General features: G+C 66.9%; 16 protein-coding genes and 1 pseudogene. 13 read left to right on the top strand and 4 right to left on the bottom strand.

Annotation, left to right across the window (positions count from 1 at the left end; genetic code table 11):
• Positions 1 to 183, top strand: coding sequence for a hypothetical protein (locus ACFQBT_RS13840; protein ID WP_377823503.1), 183 nt, complete (start codon positions 1 to 3; stop codon positions 181 to 183).
• 223 nt (positions 184 to 406) lie between these two features.
• Here the strand turns inward: ACFQBT_RS13840 and ACFQBT_RS13835 are convergent, their stop codons facing one another.
• The 3 genes from ACFQBT_RS13835 to ACFQBT_RS13825 form a co-directional block, all read right to left on the bottom strand.
• On the bottom strand, positions 407 to 748 hold the full coding sequence (locus ACFQBT_RS13835; protein WP_377823502.1) for a hypothetical protein: 342 nt from the start codon (positions 746 to 748) through the stop codon (positions 407 to 409).
• Positions 749 to 1,032: 284 nt separating this feature from the next.
• Entirely contained in the window at positions 1,033 to 1,215 is a 183-nt protein-coding gene (locus ACFQBT_RS13830; RefSeq protein WP_377823500.1) for a matrixin family metalloprotease, read from the bottom strand.
• A gap of 528 nt (positions 1,216 to 1,743) precedes the next feature.
• Positions 1,744 to 2,790 (bottom strand): glycosyltransferase family 4 protein, encoded by a 1,047-nt coding sequence (locus ACFQBT_RS13825; RefSeq protein WP_377823498.1) that lies wholly within the window; start codon positions 2,788 to 2,790, stop codon positions 1,744 to 1,746.
• A gap of 130 nt (positions 2,791 to 2,920) precedes the next feature.
• Here ACFQBT_RS13825 and ACFQBT_RS13820 point away from each other — a divergent pair, with 130 nt between their 5' ends.
• The 12 genes and pseudogenes from ACFQBT_RS13820 to ACFQBT_RS13765 all read left to right on the top strand — a co-directional run bounded on the left by ACFQBT_RS13820 (position 2,921) and on the right by ACFQBT_RS13765 (position 17,826).
• Positions 2,921 to 4,036, top strand: coding sequence for a mannose-1-phosphate guanylyltransferase (locus ACFQBT_RS13820; protein WP_377823496.1), 1,116 nt, complete (start codon positions 2,921 to 2,923; stop codon positions 4,034 to 4,036).
• Complete coding sequence (locus ACFQBT_RS13815) at positions 4,033 to 5,094, top strand: quinone-dependent dihydroorotate dehydrogenase (RefSeq protein WP_377823494.1); 1,062 nt, start codon at positions 4,033 to 4,035, stop codon at positions 5,092 to 5,094. The genes ACFQBT_RS13820 and ACFQBT_RS13815 overlap by 4 nt, the downstream gene beginning before the upstream one ends.
• A 14-nt stretch (positions 5,095 to 5,108) precedes the next feature.
• Positions 5,109 to 6,773 (top strand): acyl-CoA mutase large subunit family protein, encoded by a 1,665-nt coding sequence (locus tag ACFQBT_RS13810; protein ID WP_465252292.1) that lies wholly within the window; start codon positions 5,109 to 5,111, stop codon positions 6,771 to 6,773.
• 38 nt (positions 6,774 to 6,811) lie between these two features.
• Complete coding sequence (locus tag ACFQBT_RS13805; protein ID WP_377823493.1) at positions 6,812 to 8,017, top strand: amidohydrolase; 1,206 nt, start codon at positions 6,812 to 6,814, stop codon at positions 8,015 to 8,017.
• A gap of 49 nt (positions 8,018 to 8,066) precedes the next feature.
• On the top strand, positions 8,067 to 9,665 hold the full coding sequence (locus ACFQBT_RS13800; protein WP_377823492.1) for a hypothetical protein: 1,599 nt from the start codon (positions 8,067 to 8,069) through the stop codon (positions 9,663 to 9,665).
• 91 nt (positions 9,666 to 9,756) lie between these two features.
• Complete coding sequence (locus tag ACFQBT_RS13795) at positions 9,757 to 10,839, top strand: BMP family lipoprotein (protein ID WP_377823491.1); 1,083 nt, start codon at positions 9,757 to 9,759, stop codon at positions 10,837 to 10,839.
• A 78-nt stretch (positions 10,840 to 10,917) separates the two neighbouring features.
• On the top strand, positions 10,918 to 13,518 hold the full coding sequence (locus ACFQBT_RS13790) for an ABC transporter permease subunit (RefSeq protein WP_377823489.1): 2,601 nt from the start codon (positions 10,918 to 10,920) through the stop codon (positions 13,516 to 13,518).
• 60 nt (positions 13,519 to 13,578) lie between these two features.
• A complete protein-coding gene (locus tag ACFQBT_RS13785; RefSeq protein ID WP_377823487.1) occupies positions 13,579 to 14,760 on the top strand; it encodes an ABC transporter permease in 1,182 nt (393 codons plus the stop codon).
• Entirely contained in the window at positions 14,757 to 15,155 is a 399-nt protein-coding gene (locus tag ACFQBT_RS13780; RefSeq protein WP_377823485.1) for a cytidine deaminase, read from the top strand. Before ACFQBT_RS13785 ends, ACFQBT_RS13780 begins: the two co-directional genes overlap by 4 nt.
• Positions 15,148 to 16,430, top strand: a pseudogene (locus ACFQBT_RS13775) (thymidine phosphorylase). Before ACFQBT_RS13780 ends, ACFQBT_RS13775 begins: the two are co-directional and overlap by 8 nt.
• Positions 16,423 to 16,776, top strand: coding sequence for a cupin domain-containing protein (locus tag ACFQBT_RS13770; RefSeq protein ID WP_377823483.1), 354 nt, complete (start codon positions 16,423 to 16,425; stop codon positions 16,774 to 16,776). Before ACFQBT_RS13775 ends, ACFQBT_RS13770 begins: the two are co-directional and overlap by 8 nt.
• Positions 16,777 to 16,785: 9 nt before the next feature.
• Positions 16,786 to 17,826: an adenosine deaminase gene (locus ACFQBT_RS13765; RefSeq protein ID WP_377825499.1), complete on the top strand. Its 1,041-nt coding sequence runs from the start codon at positions 16,786 to 16,788 to the stop codon at positions 17,824 to 17,826.
• Here ACFQBT_RS13765 and ACFQBT_RS13760 read toward each other — a convergent pair.
• On the bottom strand, positions 17,807 to 18,613 hold the full coding sequence (locus tag ACFQBT_RS13760; RefSeq protein ID WP_377823481.1) for an RDD family protein: 807 nt from the start codon (positions 18,611 to 18,613) through the stop codon (positions 17,807 to 17,809). The two genes, ACFQBT_RS13765 and ACFQBT_RS13760, sit on opposite strands and share 20 nt — an antisense overlap.
• Positions 18,614 to 18,631 lie beyond the last annotated feature (18 nt).

Raw genomic sequence — 18,631 nt, 5'->3', positions numbered from 1 at the left:
GTGCCGCGCCACCCGGACCAACTGGTCGATCCCATCGAGAACGCCCTCGCAGCGGTCGCCGATTGCCAGCCGTTCGAGCGAGCACTGACCATCTGGGAATCGGCCGCGAACAAGCAGCTGATCGACAAACCGGCGATGGCCCGGCTGCCGCTGCGACCCCGCGCCCGCGCCGTCCTGTGGTAGGTCGTCCCGTTCGAGGACGAGCCACAAGGTCAGGGGACATGCGTATGTCGAAAAACCGAACGAGTTCAACGAGGACAACGACTACGGTTCCTGCCCGGCACCTTCAACTCGCGAAGCGAGCTACGGGTCGCGAATCGAGGAAAGGTATGGGTGTTCATCAGCCGCATGATCAAGACGTTTGTGTCGGGTGATGCCCGGATTAAATAGCTGTGGAAGCGCTAGCCTAGTGCTGCAACGCCGTCTTCTTGAGCGCGGCGGATAAAGAGTCAAGCGAGTTTGGGATACTTGCGCTCAAGGTGGAAAAAGCTTGGTTCCGACCAGACGTATCGACGGTGAAGCGCCCTGATGGTCCACCGGTTACCTTGTACCGAGAGTCTTCTAAATGGGTAAGAAACAAAAGCACGCGTTCGCCGTTGCCGAAGATTGGATCATCTCTGATTTCGGAGAGCACACCGTTCGACACACCACCGGTCTGCGCAACAATAACACTACTTCCGATCGCGGGAAGAGTCTCCCCGGCACGAGAATAGAGGATCTTACCCACGGTCACATCGACATTGCTCATTTCGTATCCGTCAGGATGAACGTACGACTGACTTTTACCTGCAACTCCAAGTACTACTAAATCAGTATGGGCTACGAGCTCCGGTAGTGAGGAATAATGTACCGCCCAACTTGCGTCAGAGTACTGCGTCGCTGTAACTCCACCGTTGGGAGAAGAGCTGGTAAGTTGTTTCGTCGGTGTCGCCGTGCTCCCACACGCTGTGAGACCGATGGCAACGAGGAGGGTCAACGAACACCTTCCGAGATTTCTAGCTGCCCACAACATTTATGTCACCTTCAATTGACTTAGTAGATTGCACGCATTGCGGCCGCATCGTCTGCGGACGGCGTAAACCCGCAGGTTGCGGAACTCACGGGTGCCATCACGGCACATCCCACCGCGCTATGTCCAAGGCCAGTCGCATGCCCGAGTTCATGCGCCGCCGATCCTTGGTTCTGACTCGTTGACCAATTGACCGTCGTTGCCATCCCGGGCTGAAAGTACACCGTGAAATGAGCGCAGCAATTTGGTGGTGAGGGGTTTCCACCCCAAATTGGACCTTCTAATGTGTAGGCTTGGGCCCGGCCACTGAAACCCATACTCATCGCAACCGCGATCAGAACAACAAGAAATGTTTAAGCGATGCGTGGCGCATATCAACAAAATATCAGAAGGGATTTGGAACACCATAGGCACGCAGCGACGGCCTTCTTCACCGTTGGAGCGCCGGGCGGTTTGAAGTTATAGGGCTCGTGCTTTCCATGGCGTACGGGTGAACGGACCCAATCGTGCGCTGACCCCCTTCTCGGACTCCGGTCTGGAAACCCTGGTGCGCTGGCGGTTGCGCTTCCTGAAGGTGCCGATCCTGGCGCAGGCGCACCTTGCGGGTCGTCCGGTCGACTTCCTCATCGGTGACCGGTTGGTGCTGCAGGTCGACGGCGCCCACCACGTCGGCGAACAGCGCGACGCCGATATCGACGAGACAGTGTCGATCGCCGAGTGTGTGACAGCGGGGATCAGGCGGCCGCCAGCGAGCGCGGTGCCTGCACCTGCCGGTAGTAGTCCAGCAATTGCGCCACGGTGCCGGCCCAGCCGCGTTCCAGGGCCGTCTGCCGGGCGGCGCTGCCAAGGGCCGCCCGGCGGTCGGGGTCGGCGCATAGGTCGAGCACCACCCGGCGCAACTCGTGCGTGTCGTAGAAGCACCCCGTCCGACCCGCCTCCAGCACGTCCAGCGGGCCGCCGACTGACGGCGCGACCACCGGCAGACCCGAGGCCATGGCCTCCTGCAAGGTCTGGCCGAACGTCTCCTTGGTGCCGGTGTGCACGAAGAGATCCAATGCGCAGTAGGCCTGCGCCAGGTCCAGCCCCGTTCGGTAACCCAGGAAGTGCGCCCGCGGCAGCAACCGCTCCAATCGCACGCGACTGGGTCCGTCGCCGACGATGACCAGTGAGATCGAGGGGTCGTCAGCCAGCACCTCGAGGCGGTGCACCTGCTTCTCGGGGGCCAGCCGGCCGACGTACCCGACGACGGTCTCGCCCCGCGGTGCCAGGCACTCGCGCAGGGCGACCACCTCGGGGCAGGTGCGCAGTCGGGGAGTGAAGAGCAAGGAGTCCACCCCGCGGCCCCAGTGCGCGATCCGGGGTACGCCGCGTGACCGCAACTGCTGGATCGTCGCCGAGCTCGGGGCGAGGGTGAGGTCGGCCAAGGAGTGCAGATGGCGCACCCAGCGCCAGGACAGCGCCGCCGCGGGCCGGCCGCCGTACTGGGCCAGATATCCCGGCATGTCGGTCTGGTAGATCGCCACGGTCGGGATGCCGAGGTTGCGTGCGGCGCCCAGGCCACGGGCGCCCAACCCGAAGGGGGACGCCGCGTGCAGGACGTCGGGCTCGAACGACGTCAGCACGGGCTCGAGGATCCCGGCGGTAGACCCACCCGGAACGAGCGAAGGGTGACGCCGCGGACCTGGTGGATGCGGTGGCCGCGGTAGGCGGCGGGCGCGGGACCGGGAGCGATCACCAACGCCTGGTGCCCCAGGCGGGAGAATTCGTCCAAGATCCGGCAAACGCTGGTCGTGACCCCGTTGAGGGTCGGCAGGAAGGATTCGGTGACGATCGCAACCTTCACGACCTACAGGGTGCGCTCGGCAGGTGGCCGGCAGGGGGTCGGCGAGATGGCGCGGTAGTGAGCGTCTCGTGAACCCTCTCGGCTACGGTTGGCCGCGTGAGCATCGACGGATTCTGGGGGTCATCCCCGCCGGTGGCTCCGGGACGCGGTTGTGGCCGTTGTCGCGCGAGGCGTCACCGAAGTTCCTGCACGACCTGACCGGGTCGGGCCGCTCGATGCTGCAATCGACGTTCGATCGCCTGGGCCCGTTGTGCGACGACCGGTTCCTGGTGGTGACCGGGTGGCAGCACGTGGATGCCGTGCGCGAGCAGTTGCCGGAGCTGGGTGAGGACGACGTCCTGGTCGAACCCTCCCGACGCGAATCGATGCCGGCGATCGGGTTGGCTGCGGCAATCCTGGAGGCACGCCACCCCGGCGCGATCATCGGATCCTTCGCCGCCGACCAGGTCATCATCGACGAGAACGCCTTCCGGGCGTGCGTGACCGAAGCGGTCGCCGTGGCGCGGACCGGCAAGCTGGTCACCATCGGGATCGAACCCACCCACGCGGCCACCCAGTTCGGCTACATCGAGACCGGTGATCCCTTGGACGTCGACGGCGCGCCCCGTGCCCACGGCGTCACTGCCTTCGTCGAGAAGCCGGACCCGTTGACCGCTGAGGAGTACTTCAGGTCCGGACGGTTCCGCTGGAACGCCGGCATGTTCGTCGTGCAAGCCGCGACGCTGATGAGCATGCTGGAGCACTACCAGCCGCTGATGGCCAAGTACCTCCGCCAGATCGCCGAGAAGCCGATCCGGATCAACGAGTTGTGGCCCCGGCTGACCAAGCTGGCCATCGACAACGCGATCGCTGAACCGGCTGCGGTCGACGGCCGCGTAGCGGTGATCCCCGGCGACTTCTCCTGGGACGACGTCGGCGATTTCGCGTCGCTGGCCGGACTGTTGGCCGACAACGCCGACGCTCCGGGCGTCAAGGTGCTCGGCCGCCGGGAGTTGGTGGTGATGCAGGACGCGACCGGGGTGGTCGCACCCCGCTCGGGTCGCACGGTGGTCGCGATGGGCGTCGACGACATCGTCGTGGTCGACACCGACGACGCGGTGCTGGTGACCAGTCGGGCCCGGGCGCAGGACGTGAAGAAGATCGTCGAGCAACTCGTCGAGACCGGCCGCGCCAACCTGACGTGAATCCCCGCCGCACCACGCTCGACCTGGGCTATCGCCACCTGCTGCGACCGGCCCTGTTCCGCGTTGGCGGCGGGGACGCCGAGGCCGCCCACGAGCAGACGCTGCATCGGCTGGCCGGCCTCGGTCCGCGCCGGCTCGCCGCGATCGCCGCCGTCCTGAAGGTGCCGACCCAGTCGGTCAGCGTCGCCGGCCTGACCTTCCCGGGGCGGGTCGGGCTCGCCGCCGGCGTCGACAAGAACGGCGTCGCCGCCCTCGCCTGGCCCGCACTGGGCTTCGGTCACATCGAGCTCGGCACGGTGACCGCCCAGGCCCAGCCCGGCAACGACAAACCGCGGCTGTTCCGCCTGCGGGACAGCGCGGCCATCATCAACCGGATGGGCTTCAACAACGCCGGTGCCCAGGCGCTCGCCGAGCGGCTACGCGCGACGGGACCCATCGGCGTACCGGTGGGCGTGAGCATCGGCAAGACCAAGATCACCCCGGTCCAGGACGCGGTGGGTGACTACCTGACGTCGGTGCGGGCGCTCGACGGGGTCGCCGACTATTTCGCGGTCAACGTATCCAGCCCCAATACCCCCGGTCTGCGGTCCTTGCAGGACAAGGAGCCACTGGCCGAGTTACTGGCCGAAATCGTTACGGAGACAACGCGGTTGGCGGCTGCGACCGGGGCCCGTCCCACCCCGGTCTTCGTCAAGATCGCGCCCGACCTGACCGACAGTGCGATCGACGACGTCCTGGATGTCGCGGCGAACAGCGACATCAGCGGAATCATCGCAACCAACACCACCATCGCCCGCGACGGCCTCGCCGACGCCGACCTGTCGCTGGCCGGCGAGGTCGGCGGACTCTCGGGCGCACCACTGACCCGGCGGGCCCGAGCCGTCGTCCAGTACGTCGCCCAGCACACCGGGATGCCGATCATCGGGGTAGGCGGAGTCACCGGCGCCGACGACGCGCTGGCGCTGGTGGACGCCGGCGCGGATCTGGTGCAGGTCTACACCGGGTACATCTACCGGGGCCCGGCTCTGGTCATGGAGCTCAACCAGGCGCTGGGCTGACTAGGCTGAAACCTATGGCTGAGACTGAATCCGGACTGCCGATCCAGGCGGTGTACGACGACCTGCCGGCTGGGTTCTCGCAGGACTCCCTGGGCGAGCCGGGTCAGTTCCCCTTCACCCGCGGGGTCTACCCGAGCATGTACACCGGTCGTCCGTGGACGATGCGGCAGTACGCCGGATTCGGTACCGCGGCCGAATCCAACGCGCGCTACAAGGAACTCGTCGCCAACGGCACCGGTGGCCTATCGGTTGCCTTCGACCTGCCGACGCAGATGGGCTATGACTCCGATGCACCCCTGGCCCACGGCGAGGTCGGCAAGGTGGGCGTCGCCATCGACTCGCTCGACGACATGCAGGTGCTCTTCGACGGCCTGCCGCTGGACCAGGTCAGCACCTCGATGACCATCAACGCGCCGGCCTCGACGCTGCTGCTGCTCTACCAGCTGACCGCGCAGGCCCAGGGCATCGCGGCCGACAAGCTGACCGGCACGATCCAGAACGACGTGCTCAAGGAGTACATCGCCCGCGGCACCTACATCTACCCGCCGGCCCAGTCGCTGCGCCTGATCAGCGACATCTTCGCCTACTGCCACCAGGAGATTCCGCGCTGGAACACGATCTCCATCAGCGGCTACCACATGGCGGAAGCGGGCGCGACCCCCGTGCAGGAGATCGCCTTCACCCTGGCCAACGCCATCGCCTACGTACGGGCTGCGCGCGATGCCGGGCTGGCCGTGGACGACTTCGCGCCGCGGCTGTCCTTCTTCTTCGTGGCCCGTACGACGCTCCTGGAGGAAGTGGCCAAGTTCCGTGCCGCCCGGCGCATCTGGGCTCGGATCATGCGTGACGACTTCGGGGCGAAGAACCCCAAGTCGCAGATGCTGCGCTTCCACACCCAGACCGCGGGTGTGCAACTGACCGCCCAGCAGCCGGAGGTCAACCTGGTGCGGGTGGCGCTGCAGGGTCTGGGTGCGGTCCTGGGTGGCACCCAGTCGCTGCACACCAACTCCTACGACGAGGCCATCGCCCTGCCGACGGCCAAGGCGGCTCGTCTCGCGCTGCGCACCCAGCAGGTCATCGCCTACGAGACCGACGTGACCAAGACCGTCGACCCGTTCGCCGGCTCCTACGTGGTCGAGGCGCTGACCGACGACCTTGAGGAAGCGGTGCTCGACCTGATGAAGCAGGTCGAGGATCGCGGGGAGCCGTCCCGGCGATCGAGGAGGGTTTCCAGAAGGCCGAGATCGAGAAAACCGCCTATGACACTGCGCTGCAGATCGATTCGGGTGAGCGAATCGTGGTCGGCCAGAACAAGTTCACGATCGACGCCGAGGAGCCGTACGAGCCGTTGCGGGTCGATCCCGCCATCGAGGCCCAGCAGGGGGAACGACTGGCCCGGCTGCGCGCGTCCCGGGACAACGCCCTCGTGCAGCGGCACCTCGCGGCGCTGCAGAAGGCCGCGACCGGGTCCGACAACGTCCTGTGGCCGATGCGCGACGCGCTGTCCGCCCGGGCAACCGGCGGCGAGGTCGCCGATGCGCTGCGCGAGGTCTGGGGCGCCTACGTGCCCCGCGACAGCTTCTAGTGCGCCGCCTGCTGGGGTTCGTCGCGAACCACTACCTGCTGTCGGTCGTGTGCCTCCTGGCGGTCGTCCTGCTCATCGTCCTGGTGGCCGGTAGGGGAGCGGTGTGACGGGCTGACTACGCTGGAGCGCGCTGTGGACACTGCTCTGAATGACCTCATCGCCGCCCGCGTGGACGCACTCGAACCCGAGTTGATCGCCCTGCGGCGCGATCTGCACGCGCATCCCGAGATCGGCTACCAGGAACACCGCACGACCGAGGTGGTGCGTGAGCGCCTCGAAGCCAGCGACATCCGCACCCGCCGGCTCGACGGCACCGGCCTGGTCGCCGAACTGGGCGCGGAGCAGCCCACGATCCGGATCGGCCTGCGCGCCGACCTCGATGCGTTGCCGGTGCAGGAGCAGACCGGTTTGCCGTTCGCCTCCCTCGAGCCGGGTATGTGCCACGCCTGCGGGCACGACGTACACACCGCCGGCGTGCTCGGCGCGACGCTGGCGCTGGCCGCGGTCGAGCAGCAGTTGCTCGAGGCCGGTATCGCGGTGCGGGCCATCTTCCAACCCGCCGAGGAAGTGCTGCCCGGCGGCGCCGAATCCATCGTCGCGCAGGGCGAACTCGTCGACGTGGACCGGATCTTCGCGGTGCACTGCGACCCGAGCATCGACGTCGGCACGGTGGGCTTGGCGGAGGGCCCGATCACGGCCGCGTGTGACGACGTGACGGTGACCGTGACCGGCCGCGGCGGTCACACCTCCCGCCCGCACCTGACCGGTGACCTCACCTACGCCCTCGCCAAGGTGATCACCGACGTACCCGCCGTGTTGTCCCGCCGCCTCGACCCGCGCGCAGGGGCTGCGCTGGTGTGGGGCGCGGTGCACGCAGGCAGCGCCCCCAACGTCATCCCCTCCTCGGGTACGGCGCGCGGCACCTTGCGGATGCTCGATGCGCAAACGTGGTTGCGGGCCGAGGGCCTGGTGGAGCAGATCGTGCATGAGGTGGTCGCGCCGTACCGCGTGCACGCGGAGGTTCATCACGAGCGCGGGGTGCCGCCGGTGGTCAACGACGACGCGTGCATCGATGCGTTGCGCCGCAGCGCGGCGACGCTGATCGGTACCGACGCACCCGTTGGCACACCGCAGTCGCTGGGCGGGGAGGATTTCTCCTGGATGCTGCAACGGACGCCGGGCGCCCTGGCCCGGTTGGGTACCCGGACACCCGGCGGTGCGACGTACGAACTGCACCAAGGAAACCTGGTCGTCGACGAACGAGCCGTCGCGATCGCCGCCAAGGTGTTGGCCGGTGCTGTCCTATGTTCGGGTGGTATCGGATTCGGTAGAGTTTGAGGTTTTTGTACCCTCGGGTGCGCATCAAACCGACTCGTAGGGACACTTTGTGACAGATCGACGCCTGCCCGCATGGACTGTGGACGTCCCGAAGGTCGATCGCCGTACGCTCGTGCGCACGGCGACGTGGACCGCGCCGGTGCTCTTTGTCGGGGCCACCGCGCTGCCGGCCGCCGCTTCTCCGCTGTCGGATCCGAACATCGTCAACGTCACGGGTTTCGGGACAGTGGTGCGATGCAGTGTGGTTCCTGACGGCACCGTCACGTTCCGGGCCTTCATCGGGCCCAACCCCGCTCCGGCCGGTTCCGCGGTGACGATCACCCTGCCGACCGGGCTGTCCTTCACCAGCGGCAACCCTCAGACGCAGACCGTGACCGTCGGCGCGAACGGGCTCGTGAGCGTGCCCGCCTTCAAGGTGACCGGAGCCTCGGGTGCGTACTCGGTCGGTGCGACGTTCCAGGGTGTCTCGGACGCCGGGGACGGAGTGGTGACCCCGAATGCCGGGCCGGTCTACGAGTTGTACCGCAGTGTCGGCGGATCCGGTGATCCGGCAACCATCACCTCTGCCGTCACGGGTGTGACCAACGGGCTGTCCGGTGCGATCTCCGGCGATCAGGGGTCGACCACCTCCGGACCGTCGAACGGTTCGAACGCGGCCATCGTGACCCAGGCCGGCACCGTTTCCTACTGGGGACGCAGCCTGGGCGGCACTGCCGCATCGCCGCTCACCCTGCAATTCGGAGGCGTCAATCTCACCGGGCTCAAGACGGTCAGCACGTGGACCAGCGTCAACACCGCCAACGACACCGCCGGAGGCGTCGCCACCGATGGCGCGTCGGTCTACCAGATGTTCAGTTCGGCGGTCGGCGGACCGACGACGGTGACCAAGGTCAGCGGCATCTCCGGGACCGTCCTGGACGCTCAGGCCACCGACGGATACGGCTACGCGCTCACCTCGAACGGCCTCTACTACTGGCCGGACAACGCCACCGGAACTCCCAGGGCCGCCTTGCTCCCCGGCAGCGCCGGCGCCACGGCGTTCAGTGCCTACAGCACCCGGTCCGGATCGGGCACGACGGGCTCACTGACCTTCGGCGGTTCGTTGCTGATCGCCGGCACGGTGCGCAGTTGGTCCCTGGGCTTCGCCCTCACCACTGCGTCCAACGCCCCGACGAGCGTGGTCCAAGTCGTCGCCGAGCCCACCGCCACGTGGGCCCTGACCGGAAGCGGCGACCTCTACGGGACAGGGTCGGCGGTCGGCAACACCATCGGCTGGAAAGACTTCGCCAGCAATATCAAGACGTTCGACAGCTGGGGCTACAACACCTATACCGGCGGGGTGTGGGTCACCGAGGACGGACACGTGATCCAGTTCTTCAGCCACGCCAGCACCAGTCTCAGCACCCTGGACTACACCCAGTACTTCGCCGGCAAGAACGTCGTGCAGGTTTTCGCCTCCGACGGCGGATATCTGGCACTGACGGCCGACAAGCAGGTCTACGCGTGGGCCGGTAACAACGACAACGGGGGCCGCACCACACCTGCGGCGACCGGGATCAACAACGCCACCGATCTGGAAGTGTGGGGCCTGCACGACGGCGACTACTGGGGCGGCGGTTTCATCATCGCCGGGACGGATTGCGCCTAGGCGATAACGGTTCGGTCCCAGTGCTGTGTCCACGTTGAACAGGCCGTTAGGGTAAGTCCGATCATGTTGCTGCCCTGACGGAGGAGATCTTGTGCAGACCCTGAAGAAAATCGCGACAACTTCCGCTGTCGCTGCCCTCGCGATCGGCCTGGCCGCGTGTGGCTCCAACTCGACCAGCGGTTCGTCGCCATCCGGCACCGGAGCGGGCTCGGGGACCGGCACCGGCGGTGCCGGTCAACTGAAGGTCGGTATGGCCTACGACGTGGGTGGTCGCGGTGACCACTCCTTCAACGACTCCGCGGCCGCGGGCCTGGACGAGGCAGAGAAGAAGTTCGGCATCAAGCCGAGCGAAATCGTGGCCACCAGCACCGACAACGACGCATCCCGGCTGAACCGGTTGCAGCAGCTGGCGCAGAACGGCAACACCGCCATCGTGGCCGTCGGTTTCAGCTACGCGTCGGCCGTCGGCAAGGCGGCCCAGCAGTTCCCGAACGTCAAGTTCGCGATCATCGACGATGCCTCGGATGCCTCCAAGGGCACCAACGTCGACCAGATCACCTTCACCGAGGAGCAGGGCTCGTTCCTGGCCGGTGCGGCCGCTGCGCTGAAGTCCAAGTCGAACCACATCGGCTTCGTCGGCGGTGTGCAGAACCCGTTGATCCAGAAGTTCCAGGCCGGTTACGTGGCGGGCGCGAAGTACGTCAACAAGAACATCAAAGTCGACGTCGCCTACCTGACCCAGCCGCCGGACTTCAGCGGCTTCGCGGACCCGGCCAAGGGCAAGACCGCCGCGGCCGGCATGTACCAGAACGGCGCGGACATCGTCTACGGCGCCGCCGGCAAGTCCGGTGACGGCGTCTTCCAGGCGGCCAAGGCTGCGGGCACCGGTCACTGGGCCATCGGCGTCGACTCCGACCAGGCGCTGACCGCGGACGCATCGGTGCGCGACGTGATCCTGACCTCGATGGTCAAGGGCGTCAACGTCGGTGTGCTGGACTTCCTGACCCGCGTGCACGATGGCACCTTCAAGGGCGGCAACACCGTCTTCGCATTGAAGGACGGCGGTGTCTCCCTGGCCACCACCGGCGGTCACATCGACGACATCAAGTCCAAGCTGGACGACATCAAGGCCAAGATCGTCTCCGGCGAGATCAAGGTCCCCACGACCCCCTGATCAGCGTCTCTCCGTGACGCCGGTCCGGTCGCGCTATGGTGCGACCGGCCCGGCGTCACTGTCCTTGAGGAGCCCGTCATGACCGAGCAAGTGGCCGTCGAACTACACGGCATCACCAAGCGATTCCCCGGTGTCGTCGCCAACAAGGACATCGACATCACCGTCCGCAAGGGCACCATCCACGCGATCGTGGGGGAGAACGGCGCCGGCAAGTCCACGCTGATGAAGATCCTGTACGGCGTGCAGGCACCCGACGAGGGCACCATCGCGATCGACGGCAAGGAGGTGAAGTTCTCGGCGCCGGGCGACGCGATCGCGGTCGGCATCGGCATGGTCTTCCAGCACTTCAAACTGGCCGACAACTTCACCGTGCTCGAGAACGTCGTCCTCGGCGCGGAGGACCTGCACGGGATCGGCGCAGGGGCGAGAGCGGAGATCGAACGCATCTCATCGGCGTACGGGCTGAACGTCGAACCGGACGTCCTCGTCGACCGGCTCGGGGTCGGCGCCCGCCAGCGGGTGGAGATCCTCAAGGTGCTCTACCGCGGAGCCAAGATCATCATCCTGGACGAGCCGACCGCCGTCCTCGTGCCGCAGGAGGTCGACGAACTCTTCGCCAACCTGCGGGAGCTGAAAGCCGAGGGGCTGACCGTCATCTTCATCTCCCACAAACTGGACGAGGTACGCCGGGTGGCCGATGAGATCACCGTGATCCGCCGGGGCACGACGGTCACCTCCGTGAAGCCCGCCGATGTCACCTCCCGTGAACTGGCCGAGTTGATGGTGGGCTCGCAGCTGCCCACACCGGCAACCGAAGAGTCCACGGTCACCGATCAGGTGGTGCTCGACGTACGCGACCTGAGCCTGACCGACGAGTTCGGCACCCGGCTGCTGACGGACATCGAGCTGACCATCCACGCCGGCGAGGTACTCGGCATCGCGGGCGTCGAGGGGAACGGCCAGGCAGAACTGGTCGAGACGATCATGGGCATCCGGACCCCCGACGGCGGCACGATCCGGCTGTCCGATGAGGACATCACGCACTGGCCGACGCGGCGAGTTCGCGAGGCGGGCGTCGGATACATCCCCGAGGACCGCCACCGGCATGGCCTGTTGCTGCAGAGTCCCCTGTGGGAGAACCGCATCCTGGGGCATCAGACCGAATCGCCGATGGCCAAGGGATGGTTGATCGACGGTGCGGCCGCGCGCCAGGACACCGAACGCATCGTCCAGCAGTACGACGTGCGCACCCTCCGTCGACGTCACCGCGGGCTCGTTGTCCGGTGGCAACCAGCAGAAACTGATCATCGGCCGCGAGATGGCGCACACGCCGAAGGTGCTGATCGCCGCCCACCCGACGCGCGGGGTCGACGTCGGCGCCCAGGCCGCGATCTGGGACCACATCAAGGACGCTCGCCGCGAAGGCCTTGCGGTGCTCCTGATTTCGGCCGACCTGGACGAACTGATCGGCCTGTCCGACACGATCACGGTGATGCTGCGCGGCAGCCTCGCCGGAACCTTCGACCCCGACACGGTGACGGCGGAGAACCTAGGAGCGGCGATGACGGGAGCTTCGGCGTGAAAAACCTGCGGTTACGACAGATCGGATTGAGCCTCGCGGCTCCGGTGCTGGCCATCGTCGTGGCGGTGGTGGTCACCTCGATCGTGCTGCTGCTCTCCGGTGACCCGGTCGGGCCGGTGTGGAAGGTGTTCCTGTCCAGTCCGATCCCCGGCGTCCCGGCGAACATCCTCAACAACACCGCGATCTACTACCTGTCCGGAGTGGCCGTGGCCATCGGTTTCCGGATGAATCTCTTCAACATCGGTGTCGACGGGCAGTACCGCGTGGCGGCGTTCGCCGCTGCGGTCGTCGCTGCGCAGGCGTGGTTGCCCGGGTATCTGAACGTTCTGCTGGCCCTCATCGTGGCGATGCTGGTCGGTGCGGCCTGGGCCTCCATCGCTGCGCTCCTGAAGACGTATCGCGGTGTTTCAGAAGTGATTTCGACGATCATGCTGAACGCCATCGCCACCGGTCTGGTGGCCTGGCTGCTGACCAAAGCCCAGGACCAGGTCGCCGGGAGCAATGCGATCGGGACCAAACCGATCCCGGAGAGTTCGCACGTCCCTCCGCTGCCCTTCCTCAAGACAGCGTTCAGCAACGTCTACGGATTGGGGCTGCTCGCGGTGATCGTCGGCATCGCCTACTGGTTCGTCATCAGCAAGACGCGCTACGGCTTCGACCTGCGGGCCACCGGGCAGTCCGAAGACGCCGCCCGGGCCAGCGGAGTGGACGTCAAGAAGGCGGCGCTCACAGCCATGTTGTTGTCCGGAGCGGTCGCCGGTCTGGTCGGCATGCCGCAGTTGTTCGGCAGCGACTACAACTACGGCACCAACAGCCAGGCGGGGTTGGGCTTCACCGGTATCGCCGTCGCGCTGATCGGCCGCAACCACCCGGTCGGTGTCGCGTTCGGCGCCCTGCTGTGGGCCTACTTGGACGGGCAGGCCAACGCCCTGCAGGCCAACGCCGGAGTCAGCGTCGCGCTGGTCAACATCATCCAGGGCGTCATGGTGCTCGCCGTGGTCATCGCCTACGAACTGGTCCGACGGTGGCGGATCCGGATGGAGCAACGAGAAGTGGCTGCTGAACTAGCGCCGGCACCCGCCGGGGCGGAGGCCTGAGATGACTGTCACCGCCTCCGCCGCGCCCAAGGCGCCGCGCACCGTCTCCCCCGGGCCCGGTTGCTTCTCTCCCTCCTGACCGGACTGGTGCTCCTGTCGATCCTGCGCACCATCACCGGTGCGCACGACCTGGACTCGGTCGGATCTGTCTCCGCCGCGCTCGCGCTCGCCGTCCCGATCGCGATGGCCGGACTCGGCGGCCTGTGGTCCGAGCGGGCCGGCGTCGTCAACATCGGACTCGAGGGGATGATGATCCTCGGCACCTGGTTCGCGGCGTACTTCGCGCTCAACTGGGGCGCGTGGGCCGGCGTCCTCGGCGCCGTCATCGGTGGAGCGATCGGCGGTGCGGTGCACGCCGTGGCCACCGTCATCTTCACGGTCGACCAGATCGTCTCCGGCGTCGCGATCAACATCATCGCGCTGGGCGTGACCAAATATCTTGCCGCCCAGGTGTTTTCAACGATGTCGGGCGGTGGGCCCACCCAGTCGCCCGGGCTGCCGGATCTGCCGTCGTTCACGGTGCCCGGCGCCGGCTGGCTGCAGGACGTCGCGAACAAACACCTCTTCCTGGTCTCCGACGCCGCTGGTATCGTCGGTGGCTTCCTCACCAACCTGTCGGCTCTGACCATCATCGCGATCGTGCTGGTCGTCGGCTCGGTGTGGGTGCTGTGGAAGACCAAGTTCGGCCTTCGGCTGCGCTCCTGCGGCGAGAGCCCGTGGACGGCGGAGACGCTGGGCGTCAACGTGATCCGTTACAAAATGGTGGCCGTCATCATCTCCGGTGCACTGGCCGGCCTGGGCGGCGGCTTCCTGGCGATGGTCGCGGGCAACAACTACATCGAGGGCCAGACCGGCGGCCGGGGTTACATCGGTCTGGCGGCCATGATCTTCGGCAACTGGATGCCCATCGGGATGGGTGCCGGTGCGCTGCTCTTCGGCTACACCGACGCCATCCAACTGCGCAGCAACGACACCGTGCACGCCCTGTTGCTCGGCATCGGCGTCGCGTTGATCGTGGTGGGTGCGTGGCAGCTGTGGCGTCGTCGCTTCTGGCAAGCCGGTATCGCGCTGGTGCTGGGGGTTCTCTTCGCTATTGCCTACCTGAAGACCGACGCCGTGCCCACCCAATTCACCTCCATGACCCCCTACGTCACGACACTGTTGGTCATGGCGCTGGCCTCGCAACGATTGCGAATGCCCAAGGCCGACGGAGCCATCTATCGGAAGGGCGAGGCAGGATGATCATCGATTGGGAGTCGTTGACCGCGAAAGCGGTCGAGGCAATGCGAACCGCCTACGCGCCGTACTCGCAGTTTCCGGTCGGTGTTGCCGGTCTGGTCGACGACGGCCGGATTGTCACTGGCTGCAACGTGGAGAACGCGTCGTACGGCGTGGGATTGTGTGCCGAGTGCGGGATGGTCTCCTCACTGATCGCCACCGGCGGCGGCCGACTGGTCGCGGTGTCCTGTGTCGACGCGCGAGGGATGTCGCTGATGCCCTGCGGCCGGTGTCGCCAGCTGCTGTGGGAGCACGGCGGCGCAGACTGCCTGCTGCTGACGCCCGAGGGAGTGTTGCCGATGTCGCAGGTGTTGCCGCAGGCGTTCGGCGGCGAGGATCTGGCGGCCGTCCGTGGCTGAGGGATTCGACGCGGTCGACGTCATCCGTACCAAACGGGACGGCGGCGTGCTCTCCGACGGGCAGATCGACTGGGTCATCGATGCCTACACCCGCGGTGTGGTCGCCGATGAGCAGATGTCGGCGCTGGCGATGGCGATTTTGTTGCGAGGAATGACCCGGCCCGAGATCGCCCGGTGGACCGCGGCGATGATCGCGACCGGTGAGCGGATGTCGTTCGCGCAGCTGGGCAAACCCACGGCGGACAAACACTCCACCGGGGGAGTGGGCGACAAGATCACCTTGCCGCTGGCCCCGTTGGTCGCCGTCTTCGGGGTGGCCGTGCCGCAATTGTCGGGCCGGGGTCTCGGACACACCGGCGGTACCCTGGACAAGCTGGAATCCATTGCGGGATGGCGCGCTTCGCTGTCCAACGAGGAGATGATGACCCAGCTGGCCGACGTCGGTGCAGTCATCTGTGCGGCCGGCTCCGGACTCGCACCGGCCGACAAGAAGCTCTACGCATTGCGCGACGTCACTGCAACGGTGGAGTCGATTCCGCTCATCGCTTCCTCCATCATGAGCAAGAAGATCGCCGAGGGCACGGGCTCCTTGGTGCTGGACGTCAAAGTCGGCTCGGGCGCCTTCATGAAGACACAGACCGACGCCGCCGAGTTGGCCCGGACGATGGTCGCGCTCGGCACGGACGCAGGGGTGAACACCGTTGCGCTGCTGACCGACATGTCGACTCCACTGGGTCTGACCGCGGGCAATGCGCTTGAGGTGGCCGAGTCGGTGGAGGTGCTCTCCGGGGAGGACCCGCCGACGTGGTGGAGCTGACCCTGGCGCTGGCTCGCGAGATGCTGCAAGCCGCCGGCGTCGATGAGGACCCGGCTCCCGCGCTGGCCGACGGCCGGGCAATGGACGTGTGGCGCAGAATGATCGCAGCACAAGGCGGTTCGCCCGACGCACCGCTGCCGGTCGCTCGCGAGTCGCACGTCGTGACCGCCCCCGCGTCGGGAATTCTCACGCGTCTGGATGCGCTGGCCGTCGGCATCGCCGCCTGGCGGTTGGGCGCCGGCCGGGCCCGCAAGGAGGACATCGTGCAGGCCGGGGCCGGCGTAGTGCTGCACGCCAAACCCGGGGACGCCGTCACCGCCGGGCAGCCGCTGTTGACCTTGCACACCGACGAATCCGACCGGTTCGCAAGGGCGCTGGAAGCACTTGACGGCTCGTTCGACATCTCCGCGGACCCCGCGTTCTCACCCTCACCTCTGATCCTGGAGCGCTATGCCTGAGTTGTACGCCGCACCCGCCCGCATCCCCGTCCCCGGCGGCAAGATCATCGAGGAGCACATCGGTGCCGCCAGCACGGCCGAGCACCGCGTGTCGGTAGCCCATATGACCGCACCAGCCGGGTGGAGCGAGCCGTTCCAGGCCCCGGAATTCGACGAGTTCACGATTGTGTTGTCCGGCACGGTGCTCATCGACCACGACGCCGGGCAACTGGCCGTCGAAGCGGGCCAGGCAGTGAAGACCGCTGCGGGAGAGCGCATCCGCTACTCCTGCGGACCGGATGGTGCGTCGTACATCGCGGTCTGCCTGCCGGCCTTCACTCCGGAAACGGTCAATCGTGACGTTTGATACGACCCCCTGCCGAAAGTCCTGTTGCACGACCACCTCGACGGCGGTGTCCGACCGGCGACGGTGCTCGATCTCGCACGAGAGACCGGCTACACCGAACTGCCCGCGGACGACCCGGTGGAACTCGGTGAATGGTTCCGCGCTGCCGCCGATTCGGGGTCGCTGGTGCGCTATTTGGAGACGTTCGCTCACACGGTCGGGGTGATGCAGACCGCCCCCGCGCTGCATCGAGTGGCGTATGAGTGCGTGCGTGACCTGTCCGACGACGGTGTCGTCTATGCGGAGGTGCGTTACGCCCCTGAGCAGCACCTGGAGCAGGGGCTGAGTCTGGAAGAGGTCGTCGAAGCGGTGAACGCCGGCTTCCGCGACGGCGAACGGGACGCTGCGGCGGCGGGCCGGCCGATCGTCGTACGTGCGTTGCTCACTGCCATGCGGCACGCGGCCAAGAGCCGGGAGATCGCCGAACTCGCGGTGCGGTATCGCGACGACGGCGTGGGCGGCTTCGACATCGCCGGTGCGGAGGCGGGCTACCCGCCCACCCGGCACCTGGACGCGTTCGAGTACCTGCGCCGCGAGAACGCCCACTTCACCATTCACGCCGGCGAGGCGTTCGGTCTGCCGAGCATCTGGGAGGCCATCCAGTGGTGCGGAGCTGAGCGGCTGGGGCACGGCGTACGCATCGTCGATGACATCCAGCACGACGTCGCGGGCCGTCCGCATCTGGGCCGGCTGGCCGCGTTCGTACGCGACCGGCGGATCCCCCTGGAGATGTGCCCGTCCTCCAACGTGCAGACAGGCGCCGCGGAATCGATTGCGGCGCATCCCATCACGTTCCTGAAGGACCTCACCTTCCGGGTGACGCTCAACACCGACAACCGGCTGATGAGCAACACCTCGATGAGCAAGGAAATGCAACTACTCGTCGACGAAGCCGGCTGGAGCAAGACCGACCTGTTGTGGGTGACCCTCAACGCGATGAAGTCGGCGTTCCTGCCCTTCGATCAGCGGCTGCGGCTGATCGAGGACGTCATCAAACCCGGTTACCGCTGAGCTGCGCGCGTACGGCGTCCTCCCGGGCCAACCGGGCGCTGTCCCGCCGGCGGCGCTCGGCCAGGATCGCCGCCAGCGCGGCCTCGTCCGCAGTACCGGGCGGCGGTGGCGGCGCGACGTAGGGCTGCACCTGGGCGATGAGTGCCGCGGCGGTCGACGCCCGAGCCGCGGGCAGCAACGTGTGGGCGCGCAGCAGGAACTGCCGGATTGCCAGTGCCAGCCCGTCGGGTAGCGGGCGGATGTCGGTGTTGCTGGCCCAGGGCTGCAATGCGATGGGCTCCAGCGGCGGCGGGGTGAGTTTGATCGAGGTCTCCTCGCGCACGACGTACGTGCCGGCGGCCATGTCTCCCAGTCGTTTTCCGCGGGTCGACAAAGCAGCCGCGATCAGGGCCGGTAGGCCTGAGAAGGAGAAGATCTCGATCAGGGCGACCAGCCCGCGGACCAGGGAATGCCGGAACGTGATCGGCCCGCCGTCGTCACGGACGACGCGCAGTTTGAACAGGATCTTGCCGATCGAACGGCCATGGGTCGCGACTTCGATCCCGACGGGGATGAACAGCACGACGGAGGCGTACATCAGCAGCAGCACCGTCGCTGCGTTGGCGTCCAGGCCGCCGACGATCCTGCCGAGACCGAACAGCAGGGCCAGCAGGATCGCTAAGTAGATCACCTGGTCGAGCAACCGGGCTACGACCCGTCCGGGCAACCCCGCCGGGGGTATGTCCAACCGGACCGCGTCACCGCTGACCAGCGATCCCGCCTCCGCGCCGCGCAGCCCCTGCTCCATGACCGGAACGCTACCGTT

Source organism: Branchiibius cervicis, from assembly GCF_042661605.1.
GTDB lineage: Bacteria > Actinomycetota > Actinomycetes > Actinomycetales > Dermatophilaceae > Branchiibius > Branchiibius cervicis.
The sequence above is the reverse complement of the archived record's forward strand: the minus strand, read 5'-3'. Positions and strand labels throughout refer to the sequence as shown.

Coding starts and splice junctions, on each gene's coding strand:
- ACFQBT_RS13835 (WP_377823502.1), bottom strand. CDS start 748: ATGAGCAATGTCGATGTGACCGTGGGTAAGATCCTCTATTCTCGTGCC.
- ACFQBT_RS13830 (WP_377823500.1), bottom strand. CDS start 1,215: ATGGCAACGACGGTCAATTGGTCAACGAGTCAGAACCAAGGATCGGCG.
- ACFQBT_RS13810 (WP_465252292.1), top strand. CDS start 5,109: ATGGCTGAGACTGAATCCGGACTGCCGATCCAGGCGGTGTACGACGAC.
- ACFQBT_RS13790 (WP_377823489.1), top strand. CDS start 10,918: ATGACCGAGCAAGTGGCCGTCGAACTACACGGCATCACCAAGCGATTC.
- ACFQBT_RS13780 (WP_377823485.1), top strand. CDS start 14,757: ATGATCATCGATTGGGAGTCGTTGACCGCGAAAGCGGTCGAGGCAATG.
- ACFQBT_RS13770 (WP_377823483.1), top strand. CDS start 16,423: ATGCCTGAGTTGTACGCCGCACCCGCCCGCATCCCCGTCCCCGGCGGC.
- ACFQBT_RS13760 (WP_377823481.1), bottom strand. CDS start 18,613: ATGGAGCAGGGGCTGCGCGGCGCGGAGGCGGGATCGCTGGTCAGCGGT.